This window comes from Ruegeria atlantica, from assembly GCF_947495585.1.
In the GTDB taxonomy this organism is placed as follows: Bacteria; Pseudomonadota; Alphaproteobacteria; order Rhodobacterales; family Rhodobacteraceae; genus Ruegeria; species Ruegeria atlantica_G.
Map to the genome: position 1 here is coordinate 46870 of NZ_CANLZK010000018.1, position 16452 is coordinate 63321.

The window sequence follows — 16452 nt, forward strand, 5'->3', positions numbered from 1 at the left end:
GGGATGGAGGACCTGACCTCTGCTCCACAATACGTTCGCGGCGTGGATTACGCCGCGGACGAATTGGGCGACGATGTGTTGCTCAGGCAGTTTGCCGATGGCGATGCCGCGGCGGCGCGCGTTCTCACCGATCGGCTTGCGCCGCGCAGCTTATCAGTGGCCCTTCGGTTTCTGGGCAACCGCGCCGAGGCTGAAGATGTGACACAAGATGCGATGATGCGCCTGTGGCAAATGGCACCCGATTGGGTACCCGGTCAGGCCAAAGTATCGACATGGCTTTATCGCGTGACGCTAAATCTGTGTGTTGATCTGCGCCGCAAAAAGACGCCGGACCGACTGGCGGATGTGCCAGAGCCAGCAGATGAAAAGGCCAGTGCAGCCGACCGTCTACAGGACGCAGCCCGAAAGGATGCACTGCAAATGGCACTATCACAACTGCCCGAACGTCAGCGGCAAGCTGTTGTTTTGCGGCATATTGAGGAATTGCCCAACCCTGAAATCGCTGGGATCATGGGTATTTCGGTGGAAGCGGTGGAAAGCCTTACGGCACGAGGAAAACGGTCGTTAGCGGCAATTCTGGCCGGGCGACGAGATGAACTGGGGTACGACGATGACTGACGACAAAGACAATCTGGATCTGTTGTTCGCCCAAGCCCGGCAGGATCGGCATGAGTTGTCGGATGATCTGGCTGTGCGCATTCTCACCGACGCGGAATCTGTTCGGTTGGGTCGCCTGAAGCCAGATGAGCCAAAGACAAACTCTCTGTGGGCGCGCCTGCTGGCCGGGTTTGGCGGCTGGCAGGGAATGGGCGGTTTGGTTGCTGCCAGTATGGCGGGCGTCTGGATCGGCTTTTCAGCACCGGAATTTCTGCCTGATCCCGCCAATTACATTTACGCGCAGGATGTTAGTTTCGTGGTCGCTGACCTAAGTCTGGATACGAGTTTTCTGGAGGACGCCGAATGAGCGATAGCCCCAAACCCAAAAACCGCTGGATGTCGGTTCTGTTGGTCATCTCGCTGGCACTGAACCTGTTGATTGTTGGTGTCGCCCTGGGAACTGCGCTGCGGGTCAAAGGGGGGGATCATGCAAAGTCTCCGCCAGGTTTTGGTTCGGCGCTGTATCGTGCGCTGCCAAAGGAAGAGCGTAAAGCCATGCGGGGCGAGCTGTTCGACCGACACAAAAAGGGTGCACACAACCGATCCCAGGATTTTGCCCAACTCAGCACTGCTTTGCGGGCAAATCCCTTTGACGCAGTAGCGGTTCAGGCCCTGCTGGACCAACAAGCGCAGTCCATGGCGGACCTGCAGGATGCCCTGCAGCAAGAGTGGTTGGCCCGGGTTGAAGCCATGAGCGATGAAGATCGTCTAGTCTATGCCGACCGGTTGGAAGAGGTCGTAAAACGAGGCCCGCGTGGCCACAAGAAAAAGGACTGAGGGTTTCAGGCAGCGCTCTGCCTGATCCTTACTTGATTGCGACCAGCCTTCTTGGCTGCATAAAGCGCAGTATCGGCGGATTTCAGCAACCGCTCCACCGGGTCACCAGGGGGCAGGGGCGGGATCGGCGCCGTCAGGCCGATGCTAATGGTGACTGGCACAGGGGCCGAGGTATCGGGCAGAGAAAATGGTGTCTTGCTGATACAGTCGCGCAGGGTTTTAGCCAGATCCATCGCCCCAGCCTGAGAGCTGTCAGGCAGACCTATCATAAACTCCTCTCCCCCGATGCGCGCGACAAAACCCGCCGCGCCAACCGTGCGCTTCATGCGCTTTGCGGCCTCGGTCAAAACCTGGTCGCCGCTGACATGCCCAAAACGGTCGTTGATGGTTTTGAAATGATCCAGGTCTGCCAACATGACAACGAAACCGTGACCGGTTTGCGATGGTTGTCGTGCCAACTTATCCATAGCTTGCATAGCATAGCGACGGTTGTGCAACCCAGTCAGGGGGTCGACCCACGACTCGGCCAGCCCGCGCTTTAATGAGGCGCGCATTTGGTCCATTCGGGCCTTTCGCGCGATCTGGTTATCCAGATGTAGTTTAACCTCTTCGAGGTGGAGCCCCCCCATACACACGGCGTCAGCGCCACGATCCAGCGCCTCGCTCGCCATTGTCGCATTTTCATCGGCCAAGACGGCGATCAATACGGTATGCCGAGTTGCCCCCCGTGACTTCAGGTCCGCCAACGTACTCAGGCCCGCGGCCGTCGTATCTATTTCGATTAGGATCGCGTCTGGCACTGGCCCTGACAGCAAGGCACGCATGTTCGAAGCTGCATGTGTGCTTAGGCTGTGATGTGATCTCTCGGACAACGCGGTTTTCCACAATGTCCCGATCCGGGCGCTTTGGGTCAGTATGGCCACATGGGCCGATTTCGACGGCGTAATCAGCACAGTCGAGGGTTCTGCAAATCCGACTGGATGTGATTCGTCGCCCAATTGAAGCTCTTGCGTATCAGCGCGCGCGCGCAGCAGACTGCGAATTCGCGCCAGAAGCAGGGTGTCCTTGAACGGGGCCGCCAACACGTCGTCCAACCCATCTGCCAATGCCTGCAATCTTGCCGCTTTGTCGTTCTGCGGCGCGATTGCAACGACCGGTACATCGGCCAGTTCCGGGTTGGCCATCACCAGTCTTTTGACGTCCGCAGCCGAGCCATCGGGCAGCGTTTGCGCCACCAGAACCAGATCGGGGCGTGTGCGACTTAGCAGCCCGGCCAGCCCCTGCAGCTTTTCAGCCTGAACCACGTGATACCACGCGGCTGTCAGTTGGACTTTTAGCATAATGCGATTGGTCGAAGTCCCGTCGAGGACAAGGATGGTTCCCTGCACGGACATATCTGTCACCGTTGATTGCATGCGTTGCCAAAGTGTTTATGAGTCTGGTTAACAAACCCTTTCCAAGTGCATATTCGAGGCCTCTTTATGCCGATCACCGCCCAATCCGCCGAAACGCTTGCCCTGAACGTCCTTGGCTGGCTGGTCGGGAATGACGAATTGCTGCCGATCTTTTTGGGCTCGACGGGTGCATCCACCGAGGATCTGCGAGTTCGCGCATCAGAGTCGGAGTTCCTGAGTTCGGTTCTTGAATTCTTGATGCTTGACGATTCGTGGGTGATCGCCTTTTGTGACGCCAATTCCGTGCCCTATGATCTGCCGGGTCAGGCGCGGGCTGTTTTGTCTGGTGGCGACGTTCACTGGACCTGATTCAATTCACTGACAGGAGCATGTAATGCCCATCGATGCGATCTTGTTCGACAAGGACGGAACACTGTTTGACTTTGCGGACACATGGGGTGGTTTCGGGCGCAGCGTGTTGGAAAAGCTGTCAGATGGCGACCAAAAGCGGGCCGCCGAACTGGGACGGGCCATCGGGTTTGATCCGGTTTCGGAAGAATATGCTGAAGACAGCATCGTGATTGCGGGGACCGTCGATGAGATCGCCGAAGCCCTTGCACCCTATTTCCCGGATATGCCCAGCGATGAGCTGATCGACATTCTGAACACGGAATCGGCTACGGCGACACAGGCTCCGGCTGTTCCACTGGTTCCCTTCCTCGATGCTTTGCGGCAGGCGGGCCTAAAACTGGGTGTAGCCACGAATGACGGGGAAATGCCTGCGTTGCAACATCTCGCCTCAGTCGGGATTCGCGACCACTTCGATTTTGTTGCTGGCTACGACAGCGGCCATGGATTCAAACCCGGACCCGGGCAATTGATTGCTTTTGCGACCCATGTTGGCATTGACCCGTCGCGCGTGGCGATGGTGGGGGACAGCCTGCATGACCTGCAGGCCGGGCGAGCTGCCGGAATGACCACAATCGGTGTGCTGACGGGGTTGGCGCCGGCCGAAGCGCTCGCGCCGATGGCAGATGTCGTGCTGCCGGACATCGGTCACATTCCCGCCTGGCTGGCAGAAAACTGATCCAGCTTCGGCTGAATTCGACTGTCCAAGTAATAAAACCGACAAACCTTGTCGCAGACAGAGCGGCCACTGGGCCGACTTCAGGGCTTGCTTGAAGAAAGCAAGTTCCGGAGGGATCCAATGGCTGACACACATACTCGCAAACGGCGCGGAGGGGGACGGGCAGGTGCGGCGGCACGCAGGGGCAGCGCGGTGATCGACCAAATGCCGTGGAACCCGCCGATCAATACCGACAAACCCACCGAACCGCTGGACCTAGCTGGAATCGAAGCGATCCACGAGGGGGCCATGCGCATCCTCGAAGAGATCGGGATCGAGTTCTACAACGAAGAAGCCCTTGGCATCCTGAAAGAAGCGGGCTGTACGATCAACGGCGACAACGTTCGCATGGGTCGTGACTTTGTGATGGAAATGGTGGCCAAAGCGCCATCAAAGTTCACGATCACGCCACGAAACCCCGACAAGACGATTGAGGTTGGTGGCAAAACCCTGCTGTTCGGGAACGTGTCTTCTCCTCCGAACTACTGGGACCTTGAGATCGGAACCAAGGTGGCCGGTAACCGTGAGATGTGCCGGAATTTGCTGAAGCTGACACAGTATTTCAACTGTATCCACTTTGCCGGGGGCTACCCGGTCGAGCCGGTCGATATCCACGCCAGCGTCCGACATCTGGACGTGCTCTATGACAAGCTAACGCTGACCGACAAGGCGATGCATGCCTATTCGCTGGGTAAGGAACGCGTTGAGGACGTGATGGAGATGGTGCGGATCGCTGGGGGTCACAGCCATGAAGAGTTCGAAGCGACCCCGCGGATGTATACCAACATCAACTCGACCTCACCATTGAAACACGACCATCCGATGATTGACGGCTGCCTGCGTCTTGCGCGGCGCGGGCAAGCAATTGTCGTGACGCCGTTCACATTGGCCGGTGCAATGGCGCCCGTTACGATGGCCGGTGCGGTTGCGCAATCCTTGGCCGAGGCTCTGTGCGCAATTGCGCTGTTCCAATATGTCCGGCCCGGAATTCCCTGTGTTATCGGGACGTTCACGTCCAATGTTGACATGAAATCCGGCGCACCTGCATTTGGAACGCCGGAATATATGCGCTCAACCCAGATGACCGGCCAGATGGCGCGCTACTATGGTCTGCCGATGCGTTCGTCAGGTGTGTGTGCGGCGAACGTACCCGATGGACAAGCTGTGTGGGAGACGTCGAACTCGCTCTGGGCTGCTGTGCAGTCGGGCACCAACATGGTGTATCATGCGGCTGGATGGCTTGAGGGCGGCCTGATTGCGAGCCCCGAAAAATTCATCATGGATTGCGAAATTCTGCAGCAAATCCAAAGGTATATGCAACCGGAAATTACAGCGACAGGCCCGGACGAAATCGCGCTGGATGCGATCAAGGCCGTTGGAAACGATGGCCATTTCTTTGGTATTCAACACACCCAGGACCGCTACACGACCGCATTCTACCAACCCTTCCTGAGTGATTGGAAAAACTACGAAGGTTGGGACGTGGCTGGCGGCATCTGGACGGCCGAGCGCGCCCACCACATGTTCAAGGAAATCGTAACCAGCTTTGAGCCCCCGCCGATAGATGACGGGATTCGCGAAGAGCTGGAGGACTTTGTTGCCCGCCGAAAGGCTGAAGGCGGCGCGCCGACGGATTTCTAATGTAACAACAGTGACTTCCAGATTGAGACTCTGTCGGATTGTCATCAACGCATCGTGTTTTTTTGGCATTTGTTAAGGATTATCTGAGCAGATTGGGGTGTAACCAATCTGGGGCATCTCATGCATGGTCTGATCAATCGGGCAATACAATCATTTGTTTGCGCGACTTATGGACAACCCTGCTGGCTGCGGGTGACCGAGGCTGCGGGCCTGGGTTTTGCCGAGTTTGAGGCAATGCTGCTTTATGACAACGCCATGACCGCGCAGGTTTTGGACGCGCTATGTGCTGACCTAAATCGCCCACGGGCGGAGATACTGGAGGATCTTGGAACCTATCTGGTGTCGCACCCCAATATGGAAGATTTGCGCCGACTGCTTCGGTTCGGCGGTGTGACATATGTCGAATTCCTGCACTCGCTGGATGACTTATCGGATCGTGCCCGCCTTGCAGTATCCGATCTGCGTCTACCAATGCTGGAGTTGTGTGAGGTGTCACCGGCAGAATATCATTTGTACTGCTACCCCGGTCTGCCGGGCTATTCCAGCGTGATGGTCGGCGTATTACGGGCAATTGCAGACGATTATGGAGCATTGGCTATGCTGTCGCATGAAGGGCAGTCCGGCGACGCTGAGGTCATCACGATCGTTCTGATCGAAAGCGCGTTCGCCGAAGGGCGTCATTTCGATCTGGGGGCGCGCAAATCATGATGCAAACCTCTGAACTCTCGGCTCTTTTGGACACGCTATGCCCCATGTTCGTGATGGTGGATGATCAGGGCAGGATCGTGAATGCCGGGCCGACGTTACAAAAGCTTCGCCCGGGTCACCCGATGCGGGGTCGCGATTTTCTGGACGTTTTTGAGTTGGTACGACCACGAACAGTAACAACGATTCCCACGCTGTTGTCTCTGACCGGTGGCAAGGTACATCTGAAATTTCACGACGAGCCTCGGACCGCGCTGACGGGGCTGATCGCGCCCTTGCCAAAAGGGAACGGGGCCATCATCAACCTGTCCTTCGGGATTTCTATCCTGGACGCTGTTCGTGACTATGCCCTGACCAGCGCGGATTTCTCTGGCACGGATCTGGCGATCGAACTGTTGTACCTGGTTGAGGCGAAAACAGCCGCGATGGAGGCGTCGCGTTCACTGAACCTGCGACTGCAGGGGGCTATGCTGGCCGCTGAAGAGCAGGCGGTGACAGACATGTTGACGGGGTTGAAAAACCGCCGCGCGATGGATGTGGTTCTCGGCCACCTGATCTCGGGCAATTGCGCTTTTGCGCTTATGCATTTGGACCTGGATTACTTCAAAAGTGTCAACGATCGCCTTGGCCATGCGGCGGGGGACTTTGTGTTGCAACAGGCCGCGCGCATTATGGAGGAAGAGACCCGAAATGAGGACACGGTCGCCCGGATCGGTGGTGATGAGTTTGTTATCATTTTTAAAGGTCTGGTCGACGAAAGTGTCCTGTCTGACATAGCGGGGCGCCTGATCAGCAGGCTATGCCAACCCATGATGTTTCAGGGTGCCCAGTGTAAGATTTCAGCTAGCATCGGAACGGCTCTGTCCACGCAGTTTGGCACGCCGGATGCGGCAGAGCTGCTAAATGCAGCGGATCAGGCGCTGTACGAGGCAAAGCGGCAGGGACGGTCGCGGCATTGTCTGTACTCGGCACTTGCGACCACTGGGCTGAAGCCGGCCAGTTCGCAATGACTTCTAATTCCGCGCGGGGCGGGTATTTAAGTTAATCCAGCGCAATAGCCCGTGTCAGAATTTCCGCAATATGGCGCTTGATCGGGGGAAGCTCTCCGACAACCGGCATCACGTGGCCTTTGAACCGCGCTTGCTCTAGCTCCTGTGGCACGTCCTCCAAAACATGCCCGCCGGTGCAGGCAAAGAAGGGTAGGCACAGAGATTGATCGCCAGCCCCGGTCGCGGCTTCGGCAATGGACGGGGCCTCTTCCACAAACCCGACGCGGATGGATTGGAAGGTCACGCACCCGGCCAATTCCCTGGAAAACTCAATAGCGACAGCTGACGGATTGCGGCTCCGGCCCGATCCATGTGCCGCCAAAACCAGATCCGTTTTGTCCGCGTCCCACCCCTTGCCTGATAGCGTATCCTGCAACGCGCCCGCAGCCAAAGCGGGGAGTTCAGGGTCAACGCCCAGCGGGTCCAGAATTTGGATGTTTCTATCACCCAGACGCTTGGGCAGCGCACGTGTCACGAACCACCCCTTGGCCATGAAAAGGGGATAGATGACGGTTTCGTCGGGCAGTTCATCCAAACGAGCCTCCAGCATTCCTGGTGCTGCAAGAGTAGCTGATTGAACGCTGACGCCATCGCAATACGCATCGACCTCTGCCGCATAGGAAGCTAGCGCCGCTTCGGCAGGGGCCGGGTCCGAGGGTTGGCCGTGGGCTACGATAAGGGCGTGCGGCATTTAGGAGTATCCTGTGGCTTTTCAGATAGGTGTGTCCGGCTGGTGCAAAGTCAATCCGTGGGACGTCACGCTATCCCAATAATGTCAGCCAAAGCCAGACTGTCAGGATCGAGACGCCGGTTCCGACCAGGACGGACGAGGCCGCGACCCGTTTTGCCCGTCCGTACATATTGGCAAAGATGTAAGCATTGAAACCAGGCGCCATCGCCGCCGTCAGCACGCCCGAGCGGAACAGGTCCTGCGGCAGACCAACTGTTGAGCCGAATAACCAGACAAGACTGGGATGCAGCATTAGTGATATTGCGCAAACAAACGCGATGGTGCGCAGGTCACCTTCAGGCTTGTACTTCACAAGCACTCCGCCAAGCGCGAATAGCGCCCCGGGCAGGGCGGCGCGAGTCACAAGGCCCAGCGCTTCGTCCACGACCGCAGGTATGCCAATACCCGACAGGTTCACGGCAAAACCCAGCGCGATGCCAAGGATCAGTGCGTTGCGGAACATGGCCGACAAGATGGATTTGACCATGCGGGGGCCACCTTGGCCGCGATTTCGAATAACCTCCATCACCGTAATGCCAACGCCGTAGCAAAAGGGTGAATGGAAGGCGATGATCGCATAGTTGCCGGTCAGGTTTTCGGGGCCATAGGCGCGTTCGGTAATTGGCAGTCCCAAAAGGACAGAGTTCGAGAACAAACAGCAAAACCCGATGGCGACGCAATCTTCCCAATCCCGGCCAAAGATCAACCGTGCACCGAACAGACCGGCAGTGAAACACAGGCCAGCTGCTGAGTAGAAGCTAACCAGAAGCCGGGGATCAAAACTGGCACTCAGATCCAGATGCGAGATTGCAAGGAACAGAAGGCATGGGATTGCAAAGCCCTGGGTGAACTTCATCAATCCATCGATGTGAATTTCCTTGAAATACCCCAACCGTGTCGAGGCATAACCTGCTCCGATCACAAGGAAAACCGGTAGAATGACGTCGATCAGACTTTGAAGCATGGCACCGCTTTACAGGCTGGGCCGACGCATAATTGCTGCGTCCCAGGTTGGTTGGGTGGGGTCTTAAAGCGCCTGATGGATCACCATTCCGTCATAGGCTGGGGTGATGTTGTCGGCGGTTTCCGCGTCAACCGTGGCATAGTCCAGATCGATATGCATGTTGGTCAGGACCGCGCGCTTGGGGTTCAGTTGTTCGATCCAGCCCAGCGTCCTTTCCAGATGCGCATGGGTCGGGTGAGGTTTCCGACGCAGTGCGTCGATGACCAGACAATCCAACCCTTCCATCGTCGCCCAGGCCTCTTCGTAGATTTCCGCCACATCCGGCAGGTACGCCAGGTTACCCATCCGGAAACCAAGCGAGTCGATCGAGCCGTGGTTGACCTTGAATGGATGGAACGGAATCGGGCCGCCGGGGCCGTCTACCTCGAACGGGCCGTCGATGGACTTCAGGTCAAGGATTGGCGGATAGGGCGAGCCTTCGGGCTGGACAAAGGCGTAACCGAACCGTCCCAGCAAGGCGTTCTGCGTGTCGCCATCGGCCCACACGGGCACGCGCTCGCGCATATTGAACACAATCATACGCAGGTCATCGATGCCGTGGACGTGATCGGCGTGCGAATGGGTGTAGATAACTCCATCCAGACGTCCGGTTCCGCTGTCGAGCAATTGGCTGCGCATGTCGGGGGAGGTGTCGATCAGCACCGCGGTTGTACCGTCCGGGCCGTCCCGTTCCACCAGCATTGAACAGCGGCGACGGATGTTTTTGGGGTTCTTGGGGTCGCAATCGCCCCAATGCCCGCCCAGCCGGGGGACGCCGCCGGATGATCCGCAGCCCAGGATGGTGCATCGCAACTCGGTCATGCAGCCGCCTTGTAGGTCGCTGCTTTGGTGAACAACCGGTCAAAATTTGCCTGCGTATGGGCAGCAAAATCGACGTAGTCCATCCCAAACACCTCGGCCCCTTTGCGCGCTGTGTGGGCGGTATAGGCGGGCTCGTTCCGCTTGCCGCGATACGGGGGTGGGGCCAGATATGGCGCGTCGGTTTCAACAAGGATGCGGTCAACCGGGGCGCTGGCAAAGATATCGCGCAGCTCCTGGCTTTTGGGGAAGGCCGCGATGCCGGACATCGACAAATAGAACCCCAGCTCAAGGGCGGCTTTGGCCAGTTCGGCAGAAGATGAAAAGCAGTGCATCACGCAGGAATAGGGCGCGTTGCGGTGTTCCTCGGCCAGAATACGGGCCATGTCGTCATCGGCGGCACGGGCGTGAATGATCAAAGGCAGGCCAGTCCGTTGGGCAGCCTCAATATGCACCCGCAAGGATTGCTTCTGCACCGCTGCGCTGTCGGCGGTATAGTGATAATCCAGCCCGGTTTCGCCGATACCTACAAATTTGGGGTGCCGGGACAAGGCGACGAGTTCATCGACCGATGCCATCGGCTCATCAGCGGCACTCATCGGGTGCGTTCCAGCCGCGTAGAAGACCGGCGCGTGGGTTTCGGCGATGGCGCGGACGGTTGGTTCGTTCCGCAAGCGGGTGCAAATTGTTACCATGCGGGTCACGCCAGCCTCGGCAGCATTGGCCACGATCTGATCCAGCTGACCTTCGAAATCGGGGAAGTCCAGATGGCAATGACTGTCGGTGATTTCGGGAGTATTGCTCATCTGCTCTGACCGGCGGTTTCCTGTATCTTGAACACCGTATCTAGGACCAGAGCGGCAGGGTCAAGGTTCACCGCCTGCCCATGACGCGCACGTGCGGTGATCACTGCAGCGACCTCTGCCCATTTGCGGGCCTGCTGCGGTGAGGCAGACAGGCGGGCAAGGGTTTCTGCCTCGTTCGGAGCGGCCTCGGGCATCGGGGCCGCGCCGGTTGCACCGGTCAGCGCAAGCCGGGACAGGGCGACGTCGATCAACGTCAGTAACAGTTCAAACCGCTCGGCCGCGCCACGTTGGGCAGCAGCCTCGGCCAAGGCCAGCGCGCGCTGACGGTCCATTCGGGGCAGGGTGCCCAGAATGGCGATCAGCTCGGCGTAAATCTCAAGCCCGCCCAGGTTTATCAGGCGCACCGCATCACCCACGGACCCGGCAGCCAGTGCAGCCAAATGATCCGCCTGTCCCGGCATTTCTGTGCCGGTCTGCATCAGCGCGGCTTCCATATTCTCAGATCCCAGCGGAGACAGGCGCAGTGTCCGGCACCGCGACCGGATTGTCGGCAACAGACGCGACGGCTGGTGCGAGATCAGCAGCAGGGTGGTGCGGGCCGGGGGCTCCTCGAGCATTTTCAACAGCGCGTTGGCGGCGCTGACATTCATCTCATCCGCGGCATCCACAATCACAACGCGGCGACCACCGTCAGCCGAGGAAAGGCCGAAGAACTTGCCAAGCTTGCGGATATCATCAACCACAATCTCATTACGCAACCGCCCCTGATCGTTCAGAGATCGGGTAATTGCGGCCAAGCCGGGCTCGGCCCCGGCCTGAATACGGTGCGCGACGGGGTGTTCAGGATCGATCTCAAGGCTATCGGGCGGTGGCGGTGCACCAAATAGCCCGTCATCCTCGGTAGGAGGTGTTGCCAGTAGAAACCGCGCGATCCGCCAGGCCAGCGTCGCCTTGCCAACGCCATGTGGACCAGTAATCAACCAGCCATGGTGCAGACGCTCAGAGGTATAGGCACTCAGAAAAGCCTGTTCCGCCGCGTCCTGACCAAACAGGCGCAGTGTCTCGCGCGGGTGTGGGGCACCGGGTGCCTGATCCGGGGTTGGGGTGTCGTCGCTCATCTACCGTCTATCGCAAAGCCTGCAGAACGATATCTGTCACATCCTGTGCAACACTGTCCATGTCCCGGTTGCCATCAACCACGCGGAAACGGTCGGAATACTCATCCGCAAGGGCCAGAAACCCTGCACGCATCTGTTGTTGCAGATCCAGCCCGAAATCTTCGAACCGTTCTTCTGTTCCCTGACGCCCCTTGGCGCGGGACAGCCCGGTTTCGGGATCCATGTCAATCAAAACGGTCATGTCGGGTTCGCGCCCGATCATCAGGTCGTGCAATTGATCGACCAATCCCCGCAGATCGCCGCGCGACAGGCCCTGATACATGCGGGTGCTGTCGGCGAAGCGGTCGCAGATCACGACTTTGCCTTCGGCCAGCGCTGGCCTGATCGTGCGTTCCAAATGATCCCGGCGGGCGGCCGTAAACAGCAGGATTTCCGTCTCTGCAGACCAGCGATCCGGGTCACCTTCCAGAACAAGGCTTCGGATCTCTTCAGCGCCTGCAGATCCTCCGGGCTCGCGGGTCAGAACTACATCGTAACCGAGGCCACGCAAATGTTCGGCAAGCATGCGTGCTTGCGATGACTTTCCAGACCCGTCAATGCCTTCGAAGGTCAGAAACAACCCTGCCTTCGTCACATCGCCTCCAGCGGATTGCCGATAACGTCTTCCAGAACAATACCACCAACGGTTTTCATGCGCACGACAAAGCCGCCCACAGGCACGTCTTTGGCCGCGAACAGTGGGCGACGGATTTCGGGCAATCCTTCGGGTGTGATCACCAGCTCAGCCAGTTTCTGCCCCTTTTCCACAGGCGCGTTGATCGGGCCTTCATAGACGACCTCAGCTTTGACATCCTTGTCATTGAGAACTGGGAACAACAAGGTCAGATCCCCTTCGGGCACCAGCCCAACAGTCTTTTCTGCGCCCATCCAGATCTGGGCTTCGGCTATCGGCGTTTCGGCGTCGGCAATGGTCCTCTCGACAAAATTGCGAAACGACCAGTTAACCACGGCCTCAGCCTCCTCTGCGCGACGGGCGGTGCTATCGAGGCCAGTCAGGACAAAGACAACCCGACGGTCGCCTTGCTTGGCCGAGCCGACAAGGCCGTAACCCGCCTCTTGCGTATGCCCAGTTTTCAGGCCGTCGGCCCCGATCCCCAGTTTCAGCAGCGGATTGCGGTTACGTTTGTTCGACGGCGCACGGCCATCAAACTCAAACTCTTCTTCTGCGAACAGTGGGTAGTATTCCGGAAAGTCGCTGATCAGCCGGTTGGCCAATACGGCAAGGTCATGGACCGACATCATGTGGCCCGCCGCCGGCCATCCGTTCGAGTTGGCGAAGTTCGAGTTGTCCATGCCCATCTGCTTGGCGCGCTGTGTCATGTAGCGGGCAAACCCGGCCTCGGTCCCATCGGGGCTTAGCGCCTCGGCAATCACCACACATGCGTCGTTACCAGACAAAACGATGATGCCACGCAGCAGATCTTCGACGCTGACACGATCCTGCGTGTTCAGGAACATGGTCGACCCACCATAGCTCATGGCGTGTTCCGACACGGGCAAGGTTTCCCCCAGGGTCAGGCGGCCATCGCGCAGCGCCTCAAACGCGACGTAGAGCGTCATCAGTTTGGACATCGACGCAGGCGGCAGCGGCTGGTCTGCTTCTTTCGACAGCAGAACCGTTCCGGTCGTCTGATCGATCACATAGGCCGCGCGGGCGGTTGTGTCGAAAGCGTGGGCGGGCAGGGCAAACAGCGCCAGCCCGAGGGTCAAAACAGATGATCGCAGTGAGGACAGCACGGGGGGCCTCCTTTGTTTCAGTTTTTGACGGTGAACGCGTCGTTAAAGCCCAGGTCTTTGACATCGCGCTGCATGGCATTGCGTTCCGAGCGCGACGTGGCTGGGCCGACCAGGACCCTCCAGACCGTTTTGCCGTCCGAGGTTAGTTCTCGCACCTCGGCAGGCATTCCGTTGCGGCGGATCTTGTTGGCAGCGCTATTGGCGTTGGTTTCAACCCCGAAAGTGCCAACCTGGACGAACGGTTTTGACAAGGACGATACCGAAGCCGCCGTGGCTGCCGATGCGTCCGCGGTTGTGGCAGAGGGGGTTCCGGCCGGTGTGGGTTCTGCCGCGTCAATCGCCGCAGCCGCGCCCGCGATCGGGTCCAGCGGCGTTTCGGTGATTTCATCGGGCTTTTTCTTTTGCCACCATTTACGTTTGGCCGGTTGCTCAGTCGGGGGGGTAACCTCTGGGTCCACCAGTGAAGCCGATGATGTTGCTTCTGCCGTCGTTTCGACCACCTCAGTCGCTGTGTCGGTCGCCGTATCGGTCGCGGCATCAGCGGCCACGGCCGCCGTGGCTGGTTTCTTGCGCTGCCACCATTTGGGCTTGGCCGGTACTTCAGTCTCTGTGACGGTTTCGACCGCCTCGGCGGTTGTTTCGGCTGCTGTGTCGGTTGCCGTGTCGGTCGCGGCATCTGCGGCTACAGCAGCCGCAGTCGCGGCACCGGCCGCAGCAGGTTTTTTGCGTTGCCACCACTTGAGCTTGGCTGGCTGTTCAGCTTCTGCAGCCTCATTTTCGGCGATGTCGGTCTTGGGTTCATCCGCTGCCGCGGTTTGCGTTTCTTCGACAGGGGTCTCTTCAGCTGTGGGCTTTTCTTCGACCGGCTCAGGTTTCGGCTCGGGCGCTTTGCGACGCAGGGCGACGACATCAACCTGTGTAGGCGCGCCAGCCAGAATGCCCAGTTTTTCGGCTGCAGCAGAGGAAAGCTGCAGTTCAGGACCCGGCAAGTTTCTTTCGCGACGGAACAACGCGGCTGTGATCGTTTTATTGTTTTTGGGGTTTTTGACGCGCACACGTTCGGGCTGTGTCACATCCGGGTGGGCAACCCATATTCCGCCCAAAGACGGGCGGCCATCCCATAGTCCGGGCTCAGACAGCTGAAACACCTCGGGCGCTTCGACATCATCTTTCGGGCTTCCGCTTGGAGTGGGGAAAAGGTCGGTCCGTCCGTCTGGTGCGGATTCGGAACTCTGGGTATCTGCCGAGACATTTTCGGGGGAAAGCACCTCATCGCAACCAGCCAAAACCACGGACACAACGGCCAAAGCCGCTAACGCTCGCGGATGTGCGCGTGTCTCTGTCGCTCGCTTCATCTTGTCATCCCTTGCCTGATTGGGCCTCGTTTCCCGAGACCCGCCGCCGATTGCTGGTTCTGTATTGCCAGCCTGCTTCGGTCTTTCCTGCAGATCATAACGCGGCCAAAGTGTCATGGAAAGACCGCAGCGGGCGCTTCGGCAAGAATTCCCTATTTGGTCTTGCCACCGGTTCGCGATGGCCTTAGACCCGGCCCCACGCGGGGAGGTGGCAGAGTGGTCGAATGCGGCGGTCTTGAAAACCGTTGAACGTGAGAGCGTTCCCAGGGTTCGAATCCCTGTCTCCCCGCCACTCATACCTGTCTCACTTCAGTTGTATTTTCTGACCCGGAATTGTGCCGCAATTCCCGCGCGTTGGCGCGTGCGCTTTCAATCAGAGACGGAGCAGGCCGTACACTCGGAGCACGATTCAAGCCTCAGTCTCAGTGCCACATTTTGGCGGGGTCGCTTTGGGCCAGATTTGGCACTGTCAGAAGAAACCCACTTGAGCCGGGCAGGGTGGTTTCGTAGCTTCGCGGCATGATAAATCGCTCCCCATTCCGTTACTTCAAAACCAGCCCAGAGATCATTCGCCTAGCGGTTATGATGTATGTCCGGTTCCCGCTATCGCTTCGGAACGTGGAAGACCTTCTGCATGAGCGCGGCATCGAAATCAGCCACGAGACGGTTCGATTTTGGTGGAACAGATTTGGACCTATGTTTGCATCCGAGATCCGTAAAAACCGCGCTAGTCGAATGCGCGCATACTCAAACTGGCAGTGGCATCTGGATGAGGTCTTTGTGAAGATTAATGGAGAGATGCATTACATGTGGCGGGCCGTTGATCACGAAGGTGAGGTGTTGGAATCCTACGTTACGAAGCGGCGTGATCGTAAAGCAGCGTTGAAATTCCTCAGAAAATCAATGAAGCGATACGGCAAACCAGAAGTAATCGTTACGGACAAACTTCGATCCTACGGCGCTGCAATGAGGGTCGTTGGCAGCGCTGGTCGGCAAGAAACTGGTCGTTGGCTTAACAACCGAGCGGAAAATTCACACCTTCCATTTCGACGACGAGAACGAGCGATGCTGCGCTTCCGGCAAATGCGATGTTTGCAAAAATTCGCTGCTGTCCATTCTTCGATCCACAACCACTTCAACCAGGAACGCCACCTTTACTCACGAGACAGCTTCAAACTCAACCGAAGCGCTGCTCTTACTGAGTGGCGGCAACTCTGTTCCGCCTAAGTTCCGGCATTTGGCGGTAAACTGAGACTGGTTCGAATTGGTCTGACACCACCACGCGACGGCAAATGTTGAGCGGCTATCCGAATATTCTGAACCAGATCTATCCTTCTAAAACCTATTCCCATCACCTCAGGCCTGCTACGATTCTCATCCAGTGCAAAGGAGTGAAGTATGGCGGCTGTCAGAACGGAACGACTTCGGGGTTACAGCGGTCCAGTAACCAACACCGACATCTGGGACGAGTTCGA

At 58.2% G+C, this 16452-nt stretch carries 18 protein-coding genes and 1 tRNA gene; 10 read left to right on the forward strand and 9 right to left on the reverse strand.

From position 1 onward, the window contains the following. Positions 1-3 precede the first annotated feature (3 nt). The 3 genes from QMP16_RS21300 to QMP16_RS21310 are packed head-to-tail and all read left to right on the forward strand — an operon-like array spanning position 4 to position 1434. On the forward strand, positions 4-618 hold the full coding sequence (locus QMP16_RS21300; RefSeq protein ID WP_282119195.1) for an RNA polymerase sigma factor: 615 nt from the start codon (positions 4-6) through the stop codon (positions 616-618). Further along, on the forward strand, positions 611-964 hold the full coding sequence (locus tag QMP16_RS21305) for a hypothetical protein (protein ID WP_282154021.1): 354 nt from the start codon (positions 611-613) through the stop codon (positions 962-964). Before QMP16_RS21300 ends, QMP16_RS21305 begins: the two co-directional genes overlap by 8 nt. Further along, entirely contained in the window at positions 961-1434 is a 474-nt protein-coding gene (locus QMP16_RS21310; protein WP_282154022.1) for a periplasmic heavy metal sensor, read from the forward strand. The genes QMP16_RS21305 and QMP16_RS21310 overlap by 4 nt, the downstream gene beginning before the upstream one ends. A 5-nt stretch (positions 1435-1439) precedes the next feature. Here QMP16_RS21310 and QMP16_RS21315 read toward each other — a convergent pair whose 3' ends face one another. Next, entirely contained in the window at positions 1440-2849 is a 1410-nt protein-coding gene (locus tag QMP16_RS21315) for a diguanylate cyclase (protein WP_282154023.1), read from the reverse strand. A gap of 66 nt (positions 2850-2915) precedes the next feature. On the opposite strand from QMP16_RS21315, the gene QMP16_RS21320 reads away from it, so the two are divergent. From QMP16_RS21320 to QMP16_RS21340, 5 genes are all read left to right on the forward strand, one after another. Then, on the forward strand, positions 2916-3197 hold the full coding sequence (locus tag QMP16_RS21320) for a DUF3572 domain-containing protein (protein ID WP_058279646.1): 282 nt from the start codon (positions 2916-2918) through the stop codon (positions 3195-3197). A gap of 25 nt (positions 3198-3222) precedes the next feature. After that, complete coding sequence (locus QMP16_RS21325; RefSeq protein ID WP_282154024.1) at positions 3223-3915, forward strand: HAD family hydrolase; 693 nt, start codon at positions 3223-3225, stop codon at positions 3913-3915. Between the two features lie 120 nt (positions 3916-4035). After that, on the forward strand, positions 4036-5595 hold the full coding sequence (locus QMP16_RS21330) for a trimethylamine methyltransferase family protein (protein ID WP_282154025.1): 1560 nt from the start codon (positions 4036-4038) through the stop codon (positions 5593-5595). Positions 5596-5715: 120 nt separating this feature from the next. After that, entirely contained in the window at positions 5716-6303 is a 588-nt protein-coding gene (locus QMP16_RS21335; protein WP_282154026.1) for a heme NO-binding domain-containing protein, read from the forward strand. After that, entirely contained in the window at positions 6300-7310 is a 1011-nt protein-coding gene (locus tag QMP16_RS21340) for a GGDEF domain-containing protein (RefSeq protein WP_282154027.1), read from the forward strand. Before QMP16_RS21335 ends, QMP16_RS21340 begins: the two co-directional genes overlap by 4 nt. A gap of 31 nt (positions 7311-7341) precedes the next feature. Here QMP16_RS21340 and QMP16_RS21345 read toward each other — a convergent pair whose 3' ends face one another. The 8 genes from QMP16_RS21345 to QMP16_RS23590 all read right to left on the reverse strand — a co-directional run bounded on the left by QMP16_RS21345 (position 7342) and on the right by QMP16_RS23590 (position 14977). After that, positions 7342-8040 carry a CbiX/SirB N-terminal domain-containing protein gene (locus QMP16_RS21345; RefSeq protein WP_282154028.1) on the reverse strand — a complete coding sequence of 233 codons (699 nt, stop codon included), beginning with the start codon at positions 8038-8040 and terminating at the stop codon, positions 7342-7344. Between the two features lie 70 nt (positions 8041-8110). Continuing rightward, positions 8111-9043 (reverse strand): AEC family transporter, encoded by a 933-nt coding sequence (locus QMP16_RS21350; RefSeq protein ID WP_282154029.1) that lies wholly within the window; start codon positions 9041-9043, stop codon positions 8111-8113. A gap of 63 nt (positions 9044-9106) precedes the next feature. Then, entirely contained in the window at positions 9107-9904 is a 798-nt protein-coding gene (locus tag QMP16_RS21355) for an MBL fold metallo-hydrolase (RefSeq protein WP_282154030.1), read from the reverse strand. Next, a complete protein-coding gene (locus QMP16_RS21360; RefSeq protein WP_282154031.1) occupies positions 9901-10707 on the reverse strand; it encodes a TatD family hydrolase in 807 nt (268 codons plus the stop codon). The genes QMP16_RS21355 and QMP16_RS21360 overlap by 4 nt, the downstream gene beginning before the upstream one ends. Then, on the reverse strand, positions 10704-11825 hold the full coding sequence (locus QMP16_RS21365; RefSeq protein WP_282154032.1) for a DNA polymerase III subunit delta': 1122 nt from the start codon (positions 11823-11825) through the stop codon (positions 10704-10706). The genes QMP16_RS21360 and QMP16_RS21365 overlap by 4 nt, the downstream gene beginning before the upstream one ends. 7 nt (positions 11826-11832) lie before the next feature. Continuing rightward, complete coding sequence (tmk, locus tag QMP16_RS21370; protein WP_108861556.1) at positions 11833-12459, reverse strand: dTMP kinase; 627 nt, start codon at positions 12457-12459, stop codon at positions 11833-11835. After that, positions 12456-13622, reverse strand: coding sequence for a D-alanyl-D-alanine carboxypeptidase family protein (locus QMP16_RS21375; protein WP_108861555.1), 1167 nt, complete (start codon positions 13620-13622; stop codon positions 12456-12458). Before QMP16_RS21375 ends, tmk begins: the two co-directional genes overlap by 4 nt. A gap of 17 nt (positions 13623-13639) precedes the next feature. After that, on the reverse strand, positions 13640-14977 hold the full coding sequence (locus tag QMP16_RS23590) for an SPOR domain-containing protein (RefSeq protein ID WP_348774625.1): 1338 nt from the start codon (positions 14975-14977) through the stop codon (positions 13640-13642). Between the two features lie 202 nt (positions 14978-15179). On the opposite strand from QMP16_RS23590, the gene QMP16_RS21390 reads away from it, so the two are divergent. Next, positions 15180-15269 (forward strand) — tRNA-Ser (locus QMP16_RS21390). A gap of 227 nt (positions 15270-15496) precedes the next feature. Then, positions 15497-16204, forward strand: coding sequence for an IS6 family transposase (locus tag QMP16_RS21395; protein WP_282154033.1), 708 nt, complete (start codon positions 15497-15499; stop codon positions 16202-16204). Positions 16205-16452 lie beyond the last annotated feature (248 nt).

Excerpts from the sequence above, each read along its gene's own strand:
- QMP16_RS21300 (WP_282119195.1), top strand. The coding sequence starts at position 4 with ATGGAGGACCTGACCTCTGCTCCACAATACGTTCGCGGCGTGGATTAC.
- QMP16_RS21305 (WP_282154021.1), top strand. The coding sequence starts at position 611 with ATGACTGACGACAAAGACAATCTGGATCTGTTGTTCGCCCAAGCCCGG.
- QMP16_RS21310 (WP_282154022.1), top strand. The coding sequence starts at position 961 with ATGAGCGATAGCCCCAAACCCAAAAACCGCTGGATGTCGGTTCTGTTG.
- QMP16_RS21315 (WP_282154023.1), bottom strand. The coding sequence starts at position 2,849 with ATGCAATCAACGGTGACAGATATGTCCGTGCAGGGAACCATCCTTGTC.
- QMP16_RS21320 (WP_058279646.1), top strand. The coding sequence starts at position 2,916 with ATGCCGATCACCGCCCAATCCGCCGAAACGCTTGCCCTGAACGTCCTT.
- QMP16_RS21325 (WP_282154024.1), top strand. The coding sequence starts at position 3,223 with ATGCCCATCGATGCGATCTTGTTCGACAAGGACGGAACACTGTTTGAC.
- QMP16_RS21330 (WP_282154025.1), top strand. The coding sequence starts at position 4,036 with ATGGCTGACACACATACTCGCAAACGGCGCGGAGGGGGACGGGCAGGT.
- QMP16_RS21335 (WP_282154026.1), top strand. The coding sequence starts at position 5,716 with ATGCATGGTCTGATCAATCGGGCAATACAATCATTTGTTTGCGCGACT.
- QMP16_RS21340 (WP_282154027.1), top strand. The coding sequence starts at position 6,300 with ATGATGCAAACCTCTGAACTCTCGGCTCTTTTGGACACGCTATGCCCC.
- QMP16_RS21345 (WP_282154028.1), bottom strand. The coding sequence starts at position 8,040 with ATGCCGCACGCCCTTATCGTAGCCCACGGCCAACCCTCGGACCCGGCC.
- QMP16_RS21350 (WP_282154029.1), bottom strand. The coding sequence starts at position 9,043 with ATGCTTCAAAGTCTGATCGACGTCATTCTACCGGTTTTCCTTGTGATC.
- QMP16_RS21355 (WP_282154030.1), bottom strand. The coding sequence starts at position 9,904 with ATGACCGAGTTGCGATGCACCATCCTGGGCTGCGGATCATCCGGCGGC.
- QMP16_RS21360 (WP_282154031.1), bottom strand. The coding sequence starts at position 10,707 with ATGAGCAATACTCCCGAAATCACCGACAGTCATTGCCATCTGGACTTC.
- QMP16_RS21365 (WP_282154032.1), bottom strand. The coding sequence starts at position 11,825 with ATGAGCGACGACACCCCAACCCCGGATCAGGCACCCGGTGCCCCACAC.
- QMP16_RS23590 (WP_348774625.1), bottom strand. The coding sequence starts at position 14,977 with ATGAAGCGAGCGACAGAGACACGCGCACATCCGCGAGCGTTAGCGGCT.
- QMP16_RS21395 (WP_282154033.1), top strand. The coding sequence starts at position 15,497 with ATGATAAATCGCTCCCCATTCCGTTACTTCAAAACCAGCCCAGAGATC.